The sequence below is a fragment of the Bacteroides sp. OF04-15BH genome, from assembly GCF_003477995.1.
In the GTDB taxonomy this organism is placed as follows: Bacteria; Bacteroidota; Bacteroidia; order Bacteroidales; family Bacteroidaceae; genus Paraprevotella.
Map to the genome: position 1 here is coordinate 41,697 of NZ_QUEM01000004.1, position 18,119 is coordinate 59,815.

The 18,119-nt window shown below is 49.2% G+C and carries 11 protein-coding genes; 5 read left to right on the forward strand and 6 right to left on the reverse strand.

The window, feature by feature from the left end; translation table 11 throughout:
* Nucleotides 1-301: 301 nt before the first annotated feature.
* Nucleotides 302-1,969 carry a formate--tetrahydrofolate ligase gene (locus DXA74_RS02820; RefSeq protein ID WP_118525313.1) on the reverse strand — a complete coding sequence of 556 codons (1,668 nt, stop codon included), beginning with the start codon at nt 1,967-1,969 and terminating at the stop codon, nt 302-304.
* Nucleotides 1,970-2,110: 141 nt separating this feature from the next.
* Here DXA74_RS02820 and DXA74_RS02825 point away from each other — a divergent pair, with 141 nt between their 5' ends.
* Nucleotides 2,111-2,986 (forward strand): hypothetical protein, encoded by an 876-nt coding sequence (locus DXA74_RS02825; protein ID WP_118525314.1) that lies wholly within the window; start codon nt 2,111-2,113, stop codon nt 2,984-2,986.
* A gap of 89 nt (nt 2,987-3,075) precedes the next feature.
* Here DXA74_RS02825 and DXA74_RS02830 read toward each other — a convergent pair whose 3' ends face one another.
* Nucleotides 3,076-3,993, reverse strand: a complete 918-nt coding sequence (locus tag DXA74_RS02830; RefSeq protein WP_118525315.1) for a glycosyltransferase family 2 protein — start codon at nt 3,991-3,993, stop codon at nt 3,076-3,078.
* A 218-nt stretch (nt 3,994-4,211) separates the two neighbouring features.
* Between DXA74_RS02830 and DXA74_RS02835 the strand changes: the two genes are divergently transcribed.
* From DXA74_RS02835 to DXA74_RS02845, 3 genes are all read left to right on the forward strand, one after another.
* Nucleotides 4,212-5,480: a replication-associated recombination protein A gene (locus tag DXA74_RS02835; RefSeq protein ID WP_118525316.1), complete on the forward strand. Its 1,269-nt coding sequence runs from the start codon at nt 4,212-4,214 to the stop codon at nt 5,478-5,480.
* A 388-nt stretch (nt 5,481-5,868) separates the two neighbouring features.
* Complete coding sequence (locus DXA74_RS02840) at nt 5,869-7,596, forward strand: glutamine--tRNA ligase/YqeY domain fusion protein (RefSeq protein ID WP_118525317.1); 1,728 nt, start codon at nt 5,869-5,871, stop codon at nt 7,594-7,596.
* 2 nt (nt 7,597-7,598) lie between these two features.
* Complete coding sequence (locus DXA74_RS02845; RefSeq protein WP_118525318.1) at nt 7,599-9,041, forward strand: lipopolysaccharide assembly protein LapB; 1,443 nt, start codon at nt 7,599-7,601, stop codon at nt 9,039-9,041.
* A gap of 137 nt (nt 9,042-9,178) precedes the next feature.
* Here the strand turns inward: DXA74_RS02845 and DXA74_RS02850 are convergent, their stop codons facing one another.
* From DXA74_RS02850 to gyrA, 4 genes are all read right to left on the reverse strand, one after another.
* Nucleotides 9,179-10,114 carry a tRNA-dihydrouridine synthase family protein gene (locus DXA74_RS02850; protein ID WP_118525319.1) on the reverse strand — a complete coding sequence of 312 codons (936 nt, stop codon included), beginning with the start codon at nt 10,112-10,114 and terminating at the stop codon, nt 9,179-9,181.
* 9 nt (nt 10,115-10,123) lie between these two features.
* Entirely contained in the window at nt 10,124-11,350 is a 1,227-nt protein-coding gene (locus tag DXA74_RS02855; protein WP_118525320.1) for a hypothetical protein, read from the reverse strand.
* A 92-nt stretch (nt 11,351-11,442) separates the two neighbouring features.
* Nucleotides 11,443-12,645 (reverse strand): hypothetical protein, encoded by a 1,203-nt coding sequence (locus DXA74_RS02860; RefSeq protein ID WP_118525321.1) that lies wholly within the window; start codon nt 12,643-12,645, stop codon nt 11,443-11,445.
* Between the two features lie 25 nt (nt 12,646-12,670).
* Nucleotides 12,671-15,262 (reverse strand): DNA gyrase subunit A, encoded by a 2,592-nt coding sequence (gyrA, locus tag DXA74_RS02865; RefSeq protein WP_118525401.1) that lies wholly within the window; start codon nt 15,260-15,262, stop codon nt 12,671-12,673.
* A gap of 252 nt (nt 15,263-15,514) precedes the next feature.
* On the opposite strand from gyrA, the gene DXA74_RS02870 reads away from it, so the two are divergent.
* The gene (locus DXA74_RS02870) at nt 15,515-18,055 is read left to right on the forward strand and encodes an ATP-dependent Clp protease ATP-binding subunit (RefSeq protein ID WP_118525402.1); all 2,541 of its coding nucleotides are present in this window, start codon (nt 15,515-15,517) and stop codon (nt 18,053-18,055) included.
* Nucleotides 18,056-18,119: the final 64 nt, after the last annotated feature.

Consider the following 18,119-nt stretch of genomic DNA (forward strand, 5'->3'; position numbering starts at 1 on the left):
TGCCGGCAGGGAGTAAAAAGGACTTACATTTTATAAAGTAAGCCGCAAAAAAGAATAATTTCACTTAATACATTGATTTTCAACTCCGTTTAAGACTCCTAAAAACAACGGGAAGTTTTCAAGGAATCGCCCCGTTAATTTCAAAGAAACATCGGGATGTTTTTAAAAAATCCACGGCATCCTTTTCTTTTACCCTCGGAATGCCTGGTTTCAGAGCCTTTGAGACCGGACTAAAAATCAACAAAACGGAGCTGTAACCGCAGGCGGCACAGCTCCATTCTGAATATGTTTTTATTTCTGATTAAGACAAGCCTTCAATCTCGCCGTTTACGATGTCGATACGCTCGGCCTGAGGAGATTTAGGCAATCCCGGCATACGCATAATCTCGCCGGCAATGAGCACAATCATCTCCGAACCGCAGTTCAGCACAATATCCTTGATATTGATGTTGAAGTTCTTAGGCACACCGTATGCCTTGGCATCGGCAGAGAAGGAATATTGGGTCTTGGCCACACAGATCGGATAATGACCCACGCCCAACTCCTCTATCTTGGCCAGCATCTTCTTGGCGGCAGCAGAGAAAATCACCTTGTCGGCGCCATAAATCTTCTGCGCCAGCTTGGTAGCCTTCACCTCTACGGAGTCATTGTCATCGTAAGTGAAGTTCAGCGGAGCAGACGGATTCTCTTCGATAGTCTTTACCACCAGTTCTGCCAGTTCCACAGCACCGGCACCGCCTTCTACGAAAGCATTGTTCACGGCAAATCCTACGCCCATTTCGGCACAGTGTGCGCGGCAGAAGTCAATTTCCTCGTCCACATCGGTAGCATAACGGTTGAAGCAAACCACCACTGTCTGTCCGAAACTCTGGATGTTGGCAATATGCTTGTCCAGATTGTCGAGTCCCTTCTTCAGTCCTTCCAGGTTCGGTTCCTTGATCAGAGCCAGATCCACGCCTCCGTGCATCTTCAGTCCCTGAGTGGTAGCCACGAGCACAGTCAGCTTCGGAACGATACCCGCCTTGCGGCATTTGATATTATAGAATTTCTCCGCACCCAGATCGGCACCGAATCCTCCTTCGGTGATGACATAGTCACCATAGGTCATGGCCAGACGGGTTGCCAGCACGGAGTTACATCCGTGAGCGATATTGGCAAACGGACCGCCGTGTACGAAAGCCGGTGTGTTCTCGGTGGTCTGCACCAGATTCGGATGCAGGGCATCTTTCAGCAGCACACAGATGGCTCCGGCCACGCCCATATCCTTCACGCGGAACGGTTTGTTGTCGATGGTAGTACCGAGCAGAATGTTTTCAATGCGGCGACGCAAATCCTGTTCATCCTGTGCCAGACAGAGAATGGCCATAATTTCAGAAGCCGGAGTAATGTCGAAACCGCTCTCCATAGTCACGCCGTTTGTCTTGGCTCCCAGGCCGGTTACGATGTAACGCAGGTTGCGGTCGTTCACGTCGAGCACGCGCTTCCACAGAATCTCCTTCATGGCAAAGCCTTCGTCCTTGTGCTGGTAGATATAGTTGTCCAACAGAGCAGAAATCATGTTGTGGGCCGAAGTGATGGCATGGAAGTCACCGGTGAAGTGCAGATTAATCTTGTCCATCGGGAGCACCTGGGCATATCCTCCTCCGGCAGCTCCTCCCTTCATTCCGAAGCACGGGCCGAGTGACGGTTCGCGCAGGGCCACTACTGCCTTCTTGTTGATTTTGTTCAATCCCAGAGCCAGACCGATGGATACGGTGGTCTTGCCGATTCCGGCCTTGGTCGGGGTGATGGCGGTAACCAGAATCAGATTGCTCTTCTTCACTTTCTCGTCATCAATCAGTTTCTCAGGCACCTTGGCCACATATTTTCCATACTGTTCCAGTTCGCTTTCTGGAATATTCAGTTTGGCGGCGATTTCGGTAATCGGAGCCAACTTGCATTCGCGGGCGATTTCTATGTCACTCTTCATTCGTCTTAAGATTTTAAAAGTTATCGTTTACCTGCTACAAACTTAATAATTTTTATTCAGAAAAGCTTCAAATAAAGAAAGTATTTTCATAATTTTGTCATCGAGAACATAATGTATAACCTATTTTTTTGACCGTGAAAGATGAGAACATTATCTAATGGAATACTCGAAATCGAGGTCTCAGAACTGGGAGCCGAGATACAAAGCCTGCGCAAAGTAGCAGGCAACAGAGAATATATATGGAATGCCGATCCGAAGTATTGGGGCAAACATGCTCCGATTCTGTTCCCCATTATCGGAAATCCCGGTGCGGAAGGAATCATCTGCGATGGAAAAGCCTACCCGATTGCCAAGCATGGCTTCGTGCCCGGCCTGAAATTTTCATGCACCGAAGGCGACCGCATTCTGGAATTTGTGACCACCGACAACGAAGATACGCGCAAGGTGTTCCCCTATAGCTTCCGCCTGGAAGTTATCTTCCAGCTGAGCCGCAACAAAGTCATCCAGAAATTCCGGGTGCAATATACCGGCAGCGAAGGTGTCATGCCTTTTCAGATTGGCGGCCATCCGGCCTTTTTCCTGCCGGACTTCAAAGAGGAAGATGCCGTGCACGGCTATCTGTCGTTCAACAATATCGACGAGGTACACTCCAATGAAATCAATCCAAACGGACATTACACCGACAAGATTCTGCTCTTTGAGTTGGATGAAAAGGGAATGCTTCCGCTGAAAAAGGATACTTTCGACTGCGACACGATTCTGGAAACCCGCGGAATTGTGAACCGTACCTCACTGTATGACAAGAACCGCAAACCGATACTCACCGTAAAGGCAAATGCCAAAACCACTGCCTACTGGTCGCCAACCGGACAGAACGCTCCGTTTGTATGTATCGAACCGTGGTTCGGCTGCTGCCGCAAGGAAAACGAGACTGCCGTGCTGGCCGACCGCGAAATGACCAGTCTGCTGCAGCCGGGCGAGGTTTATGAGGCCGAAATGGAAATCATCATTGAATAAGAACGGAACAGTAGTTTCGTGTTTATCATCAAGAAAAGGAAAGCCGTTTTTACGGAGTCAGCATACAGACTCCGTAAAAACGGCTTTTATCATGCTTTGCGGGAAGCGCACTCCAACGTGGCGTAATATCCCAGCTTATAGAGATTAAACAGAAAAATAGAAGGCCGGACACTCACCAGATTCCGACGCACCCAAGGAGAAAAGCACCGGTGCAAACCGGCCAACACCGGCAACAACCCCATCCGTTTCAGCTTCAAGGCCGTGCGCGACACCGTGACAAACGACTGCAACTCCGGCCCCAGACTATGCAGGGTGCGCAGTGCCGTCTCGGTTTTGGCCAGAAATACATCGTTATGCTCCACTCCGGCATGAATCATCGCATTGTCGATATGCAGGATGGACACCTGGCGACGCTTGATTTCCATACCGAAAAACACATCCTCATAGCCGTAGTGCACAAAGTTCTCATTAAAACGGATAGACAGAAAAAGCGCACGGCGAATCAGAAAGTTAAAGGTGCTGAAGCGGGCACAGGGGTTCTTCATGCGCTCGCGGGCCAGTCGCCCCTCGCCCACGCTCTCTTCATAATAATAACGCAAGGAGCAGGCGGGATCTTTCAGACTAGGGATATTGGCCACTCCCCCGCAAATCACCTCGGCACCGCTGGTGCGCAACGCGCGCAAATAGTTTTCCAGAAAATGCGGATCGGCCACCTCGGCATCGCTGTCCAGAAACAGCAGATAGTCGTAGCGGGCCTGGTCGGCCAGATAATTGCGGATGCGCGAACGCCCCTTATTTTCGGGCTGCGGCAGATAACGGCAGTGCTCCAAACGGGCTATCTGCTCGTTGTCCTTACAGACATCGGGCCGCGTAGACGCATCATCGGCCACCAGAATCTCGTATTCGAAGGTGGAATCGGAGCGCTGCAACCGGACACACTGGGCCTGCAAATCACAAACCAGCGCGTGGCAGGAGTAGTTATAGGTGGGTATCAGTATGGATATCATCTTCTCTTCTCGGTATTATCGGGGCAAAGATAAAGAAAATAGCACGAAGAAACGAAGAGAGAAAAGAAAAACCGACCGGTGAAGGCCGGATTCTGCGGAAACGGCGGCACGAGCAAAGAGAAAAGTTTTCGCGACAAATAAAACTTTGGTTCGAATTTAATATGTACCTTTGTATGGCTGCAAACAGCCGTTTTTCACCGAATTAAAAATCAGAAAACATGAATATACCTTTAGCCGAAAGAATGCGCCCCAAAACGCTGGACGACTATATCGGCCAGAAACATCTGGTCGGCCCGGGAGCCGTATTGCGGAAAATGATTGACTCCGGAAAGATTTCCTCGTTCATCCTGTGGGGACCGCCGGGCGTGGGAAAAACCACGCTGGCGCAAATCATCGCCAACAAACTGGAGACTCCCTTTTATACGCTGAGCGCCGTGACAAGCGGAGTGAAGGATGTGCGTGAGGTCATCGAAAAGGCCAAAAACAACCGTTTCTTCTCCCTGAACAGTCCGATTCTGTTTATCGACGAGATTCACCGCTTCAGCAAGTCTCAGCAGGACTCTCTGCTGGGCGCTGTGGAACAGGGGGTCATCACCCTGATTGGTGCCACTACCGAGAACCCCTCGTTCGAGGTCATCCGCCCTCTCCTCTCGCGCTGTCAGCTGTATGTACTGAAATCGCTCGACAAAGAGGATCTGCTGGCATTGCTCGAACAGGCCATAAAAAAGGATGTGGTGCTGAGAGAAAAGAAAATCACCCTGAAGGAAACCAACCTGATGCTGCGCTACAGCGGCGGAGATGCCCGCAAGCTGCTGAATATTCTGGAACTGGTCACTTCGTCGTGCAACGATGAGGAAATCGTCATTACCGACCAGCTGGTGTCTGAACGCATTCAGGAGAACCCGATGGCTTATGACAAGGAGGGCGAGATTCATTACGACATCGTGTCGGCCTTCATCAAGAGCATCCGCGGAAGCGACCCCGACGCAGCCATCTACTGGCTGGCGCGCATGATTGAGGGCGGCGAAGACCCGGCATTCATAGCCCGCCGACTGGTAATCTCGGCCAGCGAGGACATCGGACTGGCAAACCCCAATGCACTGCTGCTGGCCAACGCGGCCTTTGATGCGGTCATGAAGATCGGATGGCCCGAAGGACGGATTCCTCTGGCCGAAGCTACGGTCTATCTGGCCTCCAGCCCCAAAAGCAACTCCAGCTATATGGCAATCAACGGAGCACTGGAACTGGTGCGCCAGACGGGTAACCTGCCCGTGCCGCTGCACTTGCGCAACGCACCGACCAAACTGATGAAGGAATTGGGATATGGGGAGAACTATAAGTATGCCCACGATTATGAGAATCATTTCGTAGAGCAGCAGTTCCTGCCCGACGATCTCCGGCAGACGCGCATCTGGCAGCCACAGCCCAACGCTCAGGAACAGAAACTGAAAGATCATCTCAACAAACTTTGGAAAAACCGATTCTGACTCCGGAAAGCGAAACCCGCTGGGGGATAAATGCAGGAAGGGCTTGTCTCACGACAAGCCCTTCCATACTAATTAGGTATTAGTTTCGTTTAAGGTAAAAAGATTGTTTTCAGGATAACGGGTGCAAATATCGGGCTTTGTTTTGAAACTTCCAAACTTATTTTTATGTTTGATAACATATTTGCAAAAATCTTTTTAGCACCGGTCTTCTGGAAGCATCTTTATCTTCCGGCAAAACTCTCCAGCCGACTTTTCCAAAAGCAAAAGTACCCGCCCGCCGAAAAACTGCAACAATCTTTTGTACCTATATTATTTTTAAGAGGTATGTTGGGCCTAATTTGAGAAAGTTTACTAATTTTGCATTTAGAATTATAGTATTTAGATGAATATGACAACAGAAACATCAGAAAAAAAGAGCTTAAACTTTGTTGAAGAGATCGTAACAGCCGATCTGGCTGCAGGTAAGAACGACGGAAGACTGCAAACCCGTTTCCCGCCTGAGCCCAACGGATATCTGCATATAGGACACGCCAAAGCCATCTGCATGGACTTCGGTATCGCACAGAAATACGGCGGTGTATGTAATCTGCGCTTTGATGACACAAACCCAACCAAAGAGGATGTGGAATATGTTGAGGCCATCAAGGAAGATATCAAATGGCTGGGATTCGAATGGGGCAACGAATATTATGCTTCGGACTATTTCCAGCAGTTGTGGGACTTTGCCGTGCGCCTGATTAAAGAAGGCAAGGCATATATCGACGAGCAGAGTGCCGAGCAGATTGCCGCACAGAAGGGAACTCCTACCCAGCCGGGTACAAACAGCCCTTACCGCGACCGTCCGATTGAAGAAAGCCTGGAGCTTTTCAACAAGATGAACAGCGGTGAGCTGGAAGAAGGTTCTATGGTGCTCCGTGCCAAGATCGACATGGCTAATCCGAACATGCACTTCCGCGATCCGATCATCTACCGTATCATCAATAAGGAACACCACCGCACCGGCTCCAAGTGGAAGGCATACCCGATGTATGACTTCGCTCACGGACAGAGTGACTTCTTCGAGGGAGTAACCCACTCTCTGTGTACTCTGGAGTTTGTGGTGCACCGTCCTCTCTATAACCTGTTTATCGACTGGTTGAAGGAAGGCCAGGATCTGGAAGACCATCGCCCACGCCAGTATGAGTTCAACAAGCTGAACCTGAACTATACGCTGATGAGCAAGCGTAACTTGCTGATTATGGTTCAGAACGGACTGGTAAACGGTTGGGACGATCCTCGTATGCCGACTCTGTGCGGATTCCGTCGCCGCGGTTATTCTCCAGAGTCTATCCGTAACTTCGTAAACAAAATCGGTTACACCACTTACGATGCACTGAATGACTTCGCATTGCTGGAAAGCGCCGTACGCGAAGACCTCAACAGCCGGGCAACACGTGTTTCTGCCGTGATCAACCCGGTTAAGCTAATCCTTACCAACTATCCGGAAGGACAGGTTGAGGAACTGGAAGCCATCAACAATCCGGAAGATCCGAATTCAGGCACACATACCATTGAATTCAGCCGCGAATTGTGGATGGAGCGCGAAGACTTCATGGAGGACGCTCCGAAGAAATATTTCCGCATGACACCGGGACAGGAGGTGCGTCTGAAAAATGCCTATATCGTAAAATGTACCGGATGCAAGAAGGACGAGAACGGAAACATCACCGAGGTATACGCCGAATACGATCCGACAACTAAAAGCGGCATGATCAACAGCAACCGCAAGGTTAAGGGTACTCTGCACTGGGTAAGCTGCAACCACTGCCTGAAGGCTGAAGTACGCCTGTACGACCGCCTGTGGAAATGTGAGAACCCGCGCGACGAGTTGGCCAACATCCGCGAGGCACAGAACTGCTCTGCACTCGATGCCATGAAGCAGATGATGAACCCGGATTCACTCAAGGTGCTGAACGAGTGCTACGTGGAGAAATTCCTGAGCGAGGCCAAGCCTCTGGACTATTTGCAGTTCCAGCGCATCGGATACTTCACTATGGATAAGGACTCAACTCCGGATCACCTGATCTTTAACCGCACGGTGGGACTTAAAGATACTTGGAACAAAATCAATAAATAAATATGAGGGAAGAGGATTTCTCTTTTTTCGAAGAAGAAGATTTCAAAGAAAACCTGGCTCGATACGAAGCCATGCTAAACGGCGGACCGTCGGCTTATCTCGAAGCAGATGAGCTGACGGATATCGCCGAATATTACCTGACTCAGGGGGATACGGACAAGGCCAATGCGTGCATTGACTATGCACTGACCTTGCATCCCGACAGCATCGACCCCCTGATCTTCAAGGCCCGACAGCACATGTTCTCGGGAAATCTTGCCAAAGCGCAGAAGATTTGCGACAGCATTCAGGAGCAGAACGACCGCGAAGTAATCTTTCTGCATGCAGAACTGCTCATCAGAAAGCGCGACATCAACGAGGCTCTGAACTATCTGACAGAGCAGAAGAAATGGTTTGCAGACGACCGGAAGGATTTGTATGCTTACCTGTATGACTGTGCGTGCATCCTGGAGGATTATGCTTATTATGAGAAAGCTCTGGAATGGACAGAGGAAGCAGAAAAGATTTCCGGTCCGAACCTGAAGCTGATGTTTCTCAAAGCGGAAATATATTCCATTCAGGAAAAATATGAAAAGGCGGCCGAATATCTGGACAAAATACTGGATGAGAATCCGTATTCTCTGAAATCCTGGAATATGCTGGCCGACACGTTTTTCATGCGGGAAATGTATGACAAGGCAATTGAGGCAGCAGAATTTTCTTTGGCAATCAAAGAAAAGGGAAATCCCGAAGCGCTGTTTACAAAAGCAAACAGCGTGTATCATCTGGGCAATTTCGAGAAGGCCCATCAGCTGTATTCGCAATATATCGATGAATTTCCCAAATCGGATGAATATCCTTATCTCTTTGACGGACTTTGTCTGAACCAGATGGAAAGATATGAGGATGCCTGCTCGCGTCTGGAAGCTGCCGAAGAGTTCTCCAACGACTGCTCACCGGAACAGCTTCAGATTTACTTGCAGCTGTCCTTCTCATACAGCAAAGTGGGAAAATTCCAGAAGGCTCTGCTATATCTTGACCGGGCCCGGAATTATGAACCGGACGGTTTTGACTATGAAGTGTTGAAGGGCCATGTGCTCTTGGAAAACGGCTTCATTCAGGAGGCTATGGAATGCTTTCAGAAAGCTAAAGAAGAAAGTACGGACCGCGAACGGGCCTACTTCCTGATTGCCGTATCTCTCTTTGAGAATAACCTCTATGCCGATGCTCTGGAGAATTTTTACGAATTGCTTGAGTTTTGCAGTGCACAGACCGAAATCAACTGCACTCCGTACATGGCTTATTGCTTCTATTATGCTAAAGATGAGGTGCAGTATCTGAAATATCTGGAACGCTCATGCGCAACAAATCCGGAAGGTACCAAAATGGTATTGGGAAGTCTGTTTCCCGAGGCACTGGATCCCAAAGAATATTATGCGTATGTCACCCGGCATAACAGAATGTAAGGCAAATGTATTGCTCTGAAGAATCAAAGAGGTGTTTGAAACAGAAACATGTAATTATAAAAAGAAGCGCAGAAAACTCCAACCGGAATTTCTGCGCTTCTTTGTTTTGTTTTTCCTCATTTCTGGAATATGGAAGATTAATGCAAGCCGGCAATCAGCTCGTTTACTGCCTGACAATAGGTAGAAAGATTCTTGGCTTTCCGGATTTTCTTTAAACATTTCCGGTCTTCGTTTGCCAGAAGATACTCCCAGAAGGAAACCATCTTTCCCAAAAGCTGCTGCTCTCCTCCTTCAATCTTCTCTGTATAGGCCGACAGAAGTTTCTGATGGAAATTGCGGAAAGCCGTACGCTTTCTATCGGATGTCCAAGGCTTCTGTTCCTGATACTCCGCAGCCAGCCAGGGAGTCGTCAGAAGTCCCCGCCCGATCATCACGCCCTTGATGCGCGGAAATTTCGTCTCCAGCTCCTGAAGGGCAGACAAACTGCTGATGTCTCCATTATAGACCAAAGGCTTCCGGCATAACTCATAAAAACGCGAAAAGGCTTCCGACATGCAGGTTCCCTTATACTGCTGAATTCCCAAACGGGGATGAAGGGTAATCTGCCGCAAAGGCAGCTCATTCAGCAAGTCGAGCAAAACAAGACTCTCTTCCGCAGAATCCCAACCTAAACGCATCTTTACAGAAAACTGTATTTCGGGATAACGATCTGTCACAGAAAGCACCTGGGCCACTTTATCGGGATGCGGTAAAATACCGGCTCCTCGTCCTTTCCGCACCATAGGCAGAAAGGGACAACCCATATTTATATCTACCTCACGGTATCCCCATTCCGCTACTTTTTCCACCAGACGGACAGCCTCATCTTCATCGGCCGCAATAATCTGGGGAATCAAATGCCCTACCCGATTATTCGCAGGGTCAGCATCCTTTAAATCCTTGTTCCGGAACTGTCCTTTCTCAAGTCGGATAAACGGCGTGTAATATTCCGCAATGCCTCCAAAGCTTTCTTCAAATGCATTCCGCACATTAGCCTCGGTAAACCCCTGGAGAGGTGCCATCAATAATTCCATGCTTCCAGACTATTTGTTTTTATAAGCTTTCAGGATATTCTCAATACTCTCAAACTGCGGTCCCATATTCAGATTTAAGTAGATACGGTATAAAGGCTGAGCCCAGCGCAACGTATCCTTGGGTGCCAGCACACGGACAATTTCCATCGGACGAAGAGCCTGTGCATAGTAAGCCACCGACTTCTGACGCAGGTCCTGATAATCCTCACTGGCTATATGAGCAGCCGCAGAATCGCTCATCTTCGTTGCCAGATTACAAAAGGCCAACCCTTTATTATAATAGGCATACATGTAGATGGAATCATAGGCAATGGCACTGTCTGCAGCCACGATACATTCTTCATAACGCTTCAGGTTCAGTAAAACCAGACTTTTCGCATACCAGAAGAACGTGCTCTGCGGACGGAAAGAAAGCATGGTGTCCGTCAGATGCAATGCCTCTTCATAGCGGCGATTGGCATTCAGATAATCTGTCAGGCTGGCAAAGAAATAAGAATAATCGGGATCGTGCATCAAGCCGTCCCTTAAAGTTGCCAACCACTTTGTCGTGTCTCCCAAAGCCAGATGGGCCTTGGCCTGATATTCATAGATAAAACGACGTACCGCCGAATCTTCCAAGGCCAGAGAAGAATGGGCCAGTACCTTGGTCGGATCATTCAGCTTATAGGCAGAAGAGGTAGCCCAACGTGCAATTCTCCGTGTCACAGAATCCTGATGAGTCGTATCGTCAAACTCAAAGAATCCTTTATCTGCCGCCACGAGATAGCAACTGAAGAAGTCATAAGCCTTTGCATAATCCTTCTTCATGAAGTAGAATTTTCCTCCATTCAACAGGTTTTCCTGATAAGAACGGAGAAGGCGACGAGCCTTTTCCTTGTAGCGTCTCATCTTTTTTGCAGACGACAAGCTATCCGTAATGGAATCATAACGGTTGATATGTTGGAATATTGAAAAGATACTGTTGAAGAATTTAGCCGTATCGTAAGCCTGCTTCAAATACAGTTTCTCGTTTTCAATATCATTTATCTTGCGATTCAGTAAAGCAGCATAATAGTAGTAATCCAACCGCTTGTAAACGTTATCCTCAGTTTTTACCGCTTCCAGCAATTTGGTTTCCGCCTGTTCGAGATTTGATCCATTCTTAATAGCTTCCTTTGCTTCCTTCAGGACATTTCCGCCACTGACAACCGTGCAGACCAAAAGGAGCAAAGTAGCTAGAGCATATTGTCTCTTCATTGATTTTTTAAAGAAAGGGTGATGTGTCATTATGTCCACACCACCCCCAAATAATTACAAATTATTATTTCGGATAAATCCAAGTCTCCTGATTACATCTTCAAGAGAGCATCCATTTCTTTCTGTTTAGCCTTGTCGCCCATGATGTAGTACACTGTGCTCAAACGGCTAGCCCAACGGCTTACATTGTCCGGCTCCAGTTCTTTCACCTTCAGGAAGAATGGCAAAGCTTTCTCATAATATGCCTTTACCTTCTTGATCTCTTCATTGTTCTGAGCTGCAGTCAGCTTCTTGTTGTTAGAGATCTTTTCGTTCAGCGCATAACCCTCGTTACAGTAGCATACGCCGGCATTGTAAAACGCATCAGAGAAAGTAGGATCAATTTCCGTAGTCTTAACGAAATAAGTTACAGCATCTGCAAACTTATTCTGTCCGAAAAGAACCACACCCTTTGAGTAGTTACCGATCTTGCTCTTCGGATCCTTTGCCAAAAGCTCATCTGCAAAAGCCAGGGCAGAAGCCTCGTCCTTCTTATCCAGATAGTAAGCCAACAGGTTCTGGGCAACTGTTTCAGCCTTCACACCGCTCAGGGCAAATTCCTTTGAACTCTTTACCCAGTTGGCAGTATCACCCTGCTCCAGGTAAGTGGTAAGGCGCAACTGACGAACTGTCTCCAGTTCCTTGTCATACTTCAAGGCCTGGTTGATATACTTCTCTACGTTCTGATAGTTCTTGTCGTTATAGGCAGCCAAACATGCGTAGTAAGCAATCTGATTCTCATCAAATACAGAATCCTTCAAGATCTTCGGCTCATTCTCTACCAACTTCACAGTCTGAGGATAGGTCAACCACTTGTCATAAGCGGTGAAAGCATCGCTATACTGTCTGTTGTTAAAGAAGAACTGTCCGCAGTACATATAGAAAGTACGGAACTTCATGGCGTTGCCCTTGTTCTTCTGATAGAATTCCTTGTCCTCGTCAAGTTCGTTACACTTCTCGTAAGCATCGATACATGCATAGAGGTTCTTGGCAAACTTCATGGTGTCCAGCGGCTGACTGGCTGCAGCCTTATTCAGCTCAGCAGCAAAAACACGCTGGTAGATATCACCCTGAACGTCCCAGGCCAAAGCGATTTTCTTAGTCTTTCCGCTCGTCAGAGCCTCTGTCAATACAGTCTGTGCCTCGTCCAACTTATTTTCCTCGATTAAACTCTGTGCCTTACGGACCAATTTATCCTGACCGAAGGCAGTAGAAACAGCCAGCATCAAGGCAATAGAACATAAAATTTTCTTCATAACACTAATGTTTTATATAAAAGAATTAATTGTCACTGTCGTTATCTTCCAATCCGTCGAACAGAGAGGCCGGTGCCTGTGGCTGCTCCTTTACCGATGCATTCTCAGCGGCATTGTCTGTAGTCTCAACACTTTCTTCCAGTGTTTCGTCTGCCGGAATCTCCTCTTCATCCTCTGTCTGTACCTTACATACGCTACTGATATGATCGTTGCGTTTCTCCAGATTGATGAGGCGCACACCCTGAGTGGCACGACCCATAATGCGCACGTCAGCCACCTTCAGGCGGATTGTGATACCGCTCTTGTTAATGATCATCAGGTCGTTCTCGTCAGTAACTACCTTGATAGCCACCAGTTTACCGGTCTTATCGGTAATATTCAGGGTCTTCACACCCTTGGCACCACGGTTCGTTACGCGATAGTCCTCAATATCCGAGCGTTTACCGTAACCCTGCTCGCTGACTACCATAATGGTTTCTGTCTTCGGATCGTTCACGCAAACCATTCCTACTACCTCATCGCAACCGTCATCGTCCAGAGTCATACCCTTCACACCGGTAGCCGTACGGCCCATGCATCTTACGGCAGACTCATGGAAGCGGATGGCGCGACCGTTCTTGTTGGCAATCACGATTTCGTTTTCACCGTTTGTCAGGCGCACGCCGATTACGCGGTCGTCCTCACGGATGGTAATGGCGTTCACACCATTCACACGCGGACGGGAATATTCGGTCAGACAAGTCTTCTTGATGATACCGTTCTTTGTGCAGAATACCACAAAGTGACGGGCGCAGAATTCTGGATCAGCCAGGTTCTTGATTCTCAGACAAGCATTGATGGCATCGTCCGAATCAATATTCAGCATGTTCTGGATGGCACGTCCCTTGGAGTTCTTCGCACCCTCCGGAATATCGTACACCTTGAGCCAGAAGCAACGTCCCTTCTGGGTAAAGAACAGCATGGTGTTGTGCATGGTAGCCGGATAGATGTACTCCACAAAATCCGCATCACGGGTACTGCTACCCTTGCTGCCCACACCGCCACGGGCCTGTGCCTTAAACTCAGCCAGCGGCGTACGTTTGATATATCCCATGTGGCTGATGGTGATCACCATCTCGTCATCAGCATAGAAGTCTTCCGGATTGAACTCTTCGCTAGAGTACACAATCTCAGAACGGCGCTCGTCGCCATACTGCTCTTTCACCTCAACGAGTTCGTCCACAATCACCTTCTTGCACAGCTCGTCATCGCTCAGAATCTGCTTGTAGTAGGCAATCTTCTGCAACAGATCCTCATATTCCTGACGCAACTTCTCCTGTGACAGGTTGGTAAGCTGAGCCAGACGCATCTCGATGATAGCCTTAGCCTGCAGATCATCCAGGTTGAAGCGCTCCATCAAGCGGGCCATAGCCTCCTGCGGATCCTTGGCTGCACGGATAATGTGTACCACCTCGTCAATGTTGTCGCAGGCAATGATCAGTCCGTCCAGGATGTGTGCACGCTCCTCGGCTTTCTTCAGATCATAACGGGTTCTGCGGATCACCACTTCGCGACGGTGCTCCACAAAGTTAGAGATACAATTCTTCAGGGTAAGGAGTTTTGGACGTCCCTTCACCAAAGCGATACAGTTCACGCTGAAGCTGGTCTGCAACTGCGTCATCTTGAACAGTTTGTTCAGCACCACGTTGGCATTGGCATCCCGCTTCACGTCGAGCACGATACGCATACCCTCGCGGTCAGACTCATCGTTGGCATTGGTAATACCCTCGATTTTCTTTTCGTTCACCAAGTCAGCGATTGACTTGATCAGTTCGGCTTTGTTTACGCCGTATGGAATTTCGGTAATTACGATCTTGTCGTGTGATTCACCGGTTTCAATCTCGGCACGTGCTCTCATGACGACACGTCCGCGACCGGTTTCGTATGCATCGCGCACGCCCTGCATACCATAGATGAATCCTCCGGTCGGGAAGTCCGGAGCCTTGATATATTGCATCAGTCCGTCAATGTCAATTGCCGGATTCTGGATATAAGCCACACAGGCATCGATAACCTCTGACAGGTTGTGTGTCGGGATATTGGTAGCCATACCCACGGCAATACCGCTGGCACCGTTCACCAGAAGGTTCGGGATGCGGGTCGGCATCACTGTCGGCTCCTTCAATGTATCATCGAAGTTGTTCACCATGTCTACCGTCTCTTTCTCCAGATCCTGCATCATGGCCTCACCCATCAGTTGGAGTCGCGCCTCAGTATAACGCATGGCCGCTGCGGTATCGCCGTCCACAGAACCGAAGTTACCCTGGCCGTCTACCAGCTTATAGCGCATATTCCATTCCTGGGCCATACGCACCAATGCTCCGTAAACCGAAGAGTCACCGTGCGGGTGATACTTACCGAGCACCTCACCCACGATACGGGCACATTTCTTATATGGGCGGTCGTGCAGGTTGCCCAGTTCTTTCATTCCGAAAAGGATACGGCGGTGCACCGGCTTGAATCCGTCACGCACATCAGGGAGCGCACGCGAAACAATTACCGACATCGAATAGTCGATGTAGGAACTGCGCATCTCGTCCTCAATATTGACCTTTATTATTCTGTCTTGATCTTGCATCATACTTTATATAGGCTTTTATTTTCTATTAAAATCGTGTAAAATTACAATTTTTCTTTTGAACCGGAAAAGAAAAATGACTTTTTAAGCCCATATTTTAATTTTTGACATTTATTACCAATACGTGTATTAAATTAAATATTTTAGGCACGACTTTTGTAGTAATATTTAAGTATCAAAAGGCGCACCGCCGGGACTTGACCGGGCGATGTACCGAATCACACAAACAAAATACAACAAATTCAAATGATTATGAACAACCAGTTTTCACCTAAAATAACCGAGGTCCTCAATTATAGTAAGGAGGAGGCTCTCCGTCTGCAAAGCAGCACAGTGGACCCGGAACACATTCTGCTGGGCATCCTGCGCTGCGGTGAAGGCAAGGCTGTAGAAATTCTGAGAGAGATTGTCCCTAATCTGCACACAATCAAGGAACAGCTCGATGCCCTTTGCCTTCAGCACCGCCAGAACATGCCGCTTCTGAACGACGAAGACATCCTGCTGAGCGAGAAATCTTCGAAAATCCTGAAATTATGTCTGCTGGAAGCCCGTTTGCTGAAATCGGATGTAGCCGACACGGAGCATGTTCTCCTGGCTATTCTGAAGGAAAAGGACAACAATGCCTACAGAGTTCTCGACGGCATGTCGGTTTCGTATGATGACATTATGAGCAGACTGACACAAAAACCTGACATCAAGTCAGGTCTGGGATTCACGGACGACGAAGAGGAAGATGATTTCGAGCCGATAGGCAGCTCGGACAAGAATGCGGCACAGGCCGGCGGTTCGGCTGCTGCCGCACAGACCACTTATAAAGCAAGCGGTTCGGGCAACACTCCGGTGCTCGACAATTTCGGTACCGACCTGACCCGTGCCGCAGCCGAGGGACTGCTCGACCCGGTCATCGGCCGCGAAGACGAGACCATGCGTCTGGCGCAGATTCTGAGCCGCCGCAAAAAGAACAACCCGATTCTGATCGGTGAGCCCGGTGTCGGAAAATCGGCCATCGTAGAAGGTCTGGCCCTGCGCATCGTGCAGAAGAAAGTGGCCCGCATTCTGTTCAACAAACGAATTGTGGCCCTCGACATGACTGCCGTTGTGGCCGGAACAAAATACCGCGGACAGTTTGAGGAGCGCATCCGCAACATCCTGAACGAATTGCAGAAGAATCCGGATGTCATCCTCTTCATCGACGAGATACACACCATCGTGGGCGCCGGTTCGGCTCCGGGCAGCATGGACGCCGCCAACATCCTGAAACCGGCTCTGGCGCGCGGCGAAATCCAATGTATCGGTGCCACCACCATCGACGAGTTCAAGAAGAGCATCGAAAAGGACGGTGCCCTGGAGCGTCGTTTCCAGAAAGTACTGGTAGAACCGACCAGCAACGAGGAAACACTCCGCATTCTGGAGAATATCAAGGACCGTTACGAGGAGCACCACAATGTGCGCTACACTCAGGCGGCTCTCGAAGCCTGCGTGAAATACACCGAGCGCTATGTATCCGACCGCTGCTTCCCGGACAAGGCCATCGACGCTCTCGACGAAGCCGGATCGCGCGTACATTTGTCCAACATCCCGGTTTCCAAGGAAATTGAAGCCAAGGAGCAGGAGGTGGAGCGTCTGAAAACACTGAAAAACGAGGCGGTAAAGAACCAGAACTTTGAGTTGGCTGCCGACTATCGCGACCAGGAAAGCAGTGCACAGCGCGAACTGGATGTCATGCGCCAGGAATGGGAAAAGCAGCTCAACAACGAGCGCGTAACTGTGGACGAGGATGATATCGCACGCGTCGTAGCTCTGATGACCGGCATTCCGGTGGAGAAAATCGGAATTACCGAGGCCGGACGCCTGAAGAATATGGCATCGGAACTCAAGAGCGCCGTCATCGGACAGGACGAGGCTATCGAAAAGCTCGTGAAAGCCATCCAGCGCAGCCGTGTGGGACTGAAAGACCCGAACAAACCGATCGGCACCTTCATGTTTCTGGGACCGACGGGTGTGGGTAAGACCTATCTGACCAAGAAACTGGCCGAAAGCCTGTTCGGTTCGGAGGATGCCCTGATCCGTATCGACATGAGCGAATATATGGAGAAGCACACCGTGAGCCGTATGGTGGGAGCGCCTCCGGGGTATGTGGGTTACGAGGAGGGCGGACAGCTCACCGAAAAGGTACGCCGCAAGCCCTACTCCATTCTGTTACTCGATGAAATCGAGAAAGCGCACTCTGATGTATTCAACATTCTGCTGCAGGTGATGGACGAAGGCCGTATGACAGACGGCAACGGCACCACCGTTGACTTCCGCAACACGGTGATTATCATGACTTCCAACTGCGGAACGCGCCAGTTGAAAGAGTTCGGCAAGGGAATCGGTTTCAGCACCATCAACGAACCGATCAACAAGGAGCAGAGCCGTTCGGTCATCACCAAGGCCCTCAACAAGCAGTTTGCTCCGGAATTCCTGAACCGTCTGGACGAAATCATCAACTTCGACCAGCTCGACAAGGAAAGCATCCGCAAGATTGTAGACATCGAACTCAAACCGCTTGTGAAGCGCATTCACGAGATGGGCTATAACTTTGAAATCAGTGAAGAAGGCAAAAACTTCCTGGCCGACAAGGGATATGACGTGCAGTACGGTGCCCGTCCGCTGAAGCGCGCCTTGCAGCACTACATCGAGGATGCGATATGCGAACTGATCATCAACGAAGAGGCCACTCCGGGTGACACCATTTCTGCCGATCTGGCCGAAACGAAAGATTGCCTGAAGCTGACCGCGAAAAAGGGATAAAACTTTAAACAATAGTTAAAATGCCAGCCAGAATATACTGACTGGCATTTTTTTTGTACATATC

Excerpts from the sequence above, each read along its gene's own strand:
- DXA74_RS02845 (WP_118525318.1), top strand. The coding sequence starts at position 7,599 with ATGAGGGAAGAGGATTTCTCTTTTTTCGAAGAAGAAGATTTCAAAGAA.
- DXA74_RS02855 (WP_118525320.1), bottom strand. The coding sequence starts at position 11,350 with ATGAAGAGACAATATGCTCTAGCTACTTTGCTCCTTTTGGTCTGCACG.
- DXA74_RS02840 (WP_118525317.1), top strand. The coding sequence starts at position 5,869 with ATGACAACAGAAACATCAGAAAAAAAGAGCTTAAACTTTGTTGAAGAG.
- gyrA (WP_118525401.1), bottom strand. The coding sequence starts at position 15,262 with ATGCAAGATCAAGACAGAATAATAAAGGTCAATATTGAGGACGAGATG.
- DXA74_RS02870 (WP_118525402.1), top strand. The coding sequence starts at position 15,515 with ATGAACAACCAGTTTTCACCTAAAATAACCGAGGTCCTCAATTATAGT.
- DXA74_RS02825 (WP_118525314.1), top strand. The coding sequence starts at position 2,111 with ATGAGAACATTATCTAATGGAATACTCGAAATCGAGGTCTCAGAACTG.
- DXA74_RS02860 (WP_118525321.1), bottom strand. The coding sequence starts at position 12,645 with ATGAAGAAAATTTTATGTTCTATTGCCTTGATGCTGGCTGTTTCTACT.
- DXA74_RS02850 (WP_118525319.1), bottom strand. The coding sequence starts at position 10,114 with ATGGAATTATTGATGGCACCTCTCCAGGGGTTTACCGAGGCTAATGTG.
- DXA74_RS02820 (WP_118525313.1), bottom strand. The coding sequence starts at position 1,969 with ATGAAGAGTGACATAGAAATCGCCCGCGAATGCAAGTTGGCTCCGATT.
- DXA74_RS02835 (WP_118525316.1), top strand. The coding sequence starts at position 4,212 with ATGAATATACCTTTAGCCGAAAGAATGCGCCCCAAAACGCTGGACGAC.
- DXA74_RS02830 (WP_118525315.1), bottom strand. The coding sequence starts at position 3,993 with ATGATATCCATACTGATACCCACCTATAACTACTCCTGCCACGCGCTG.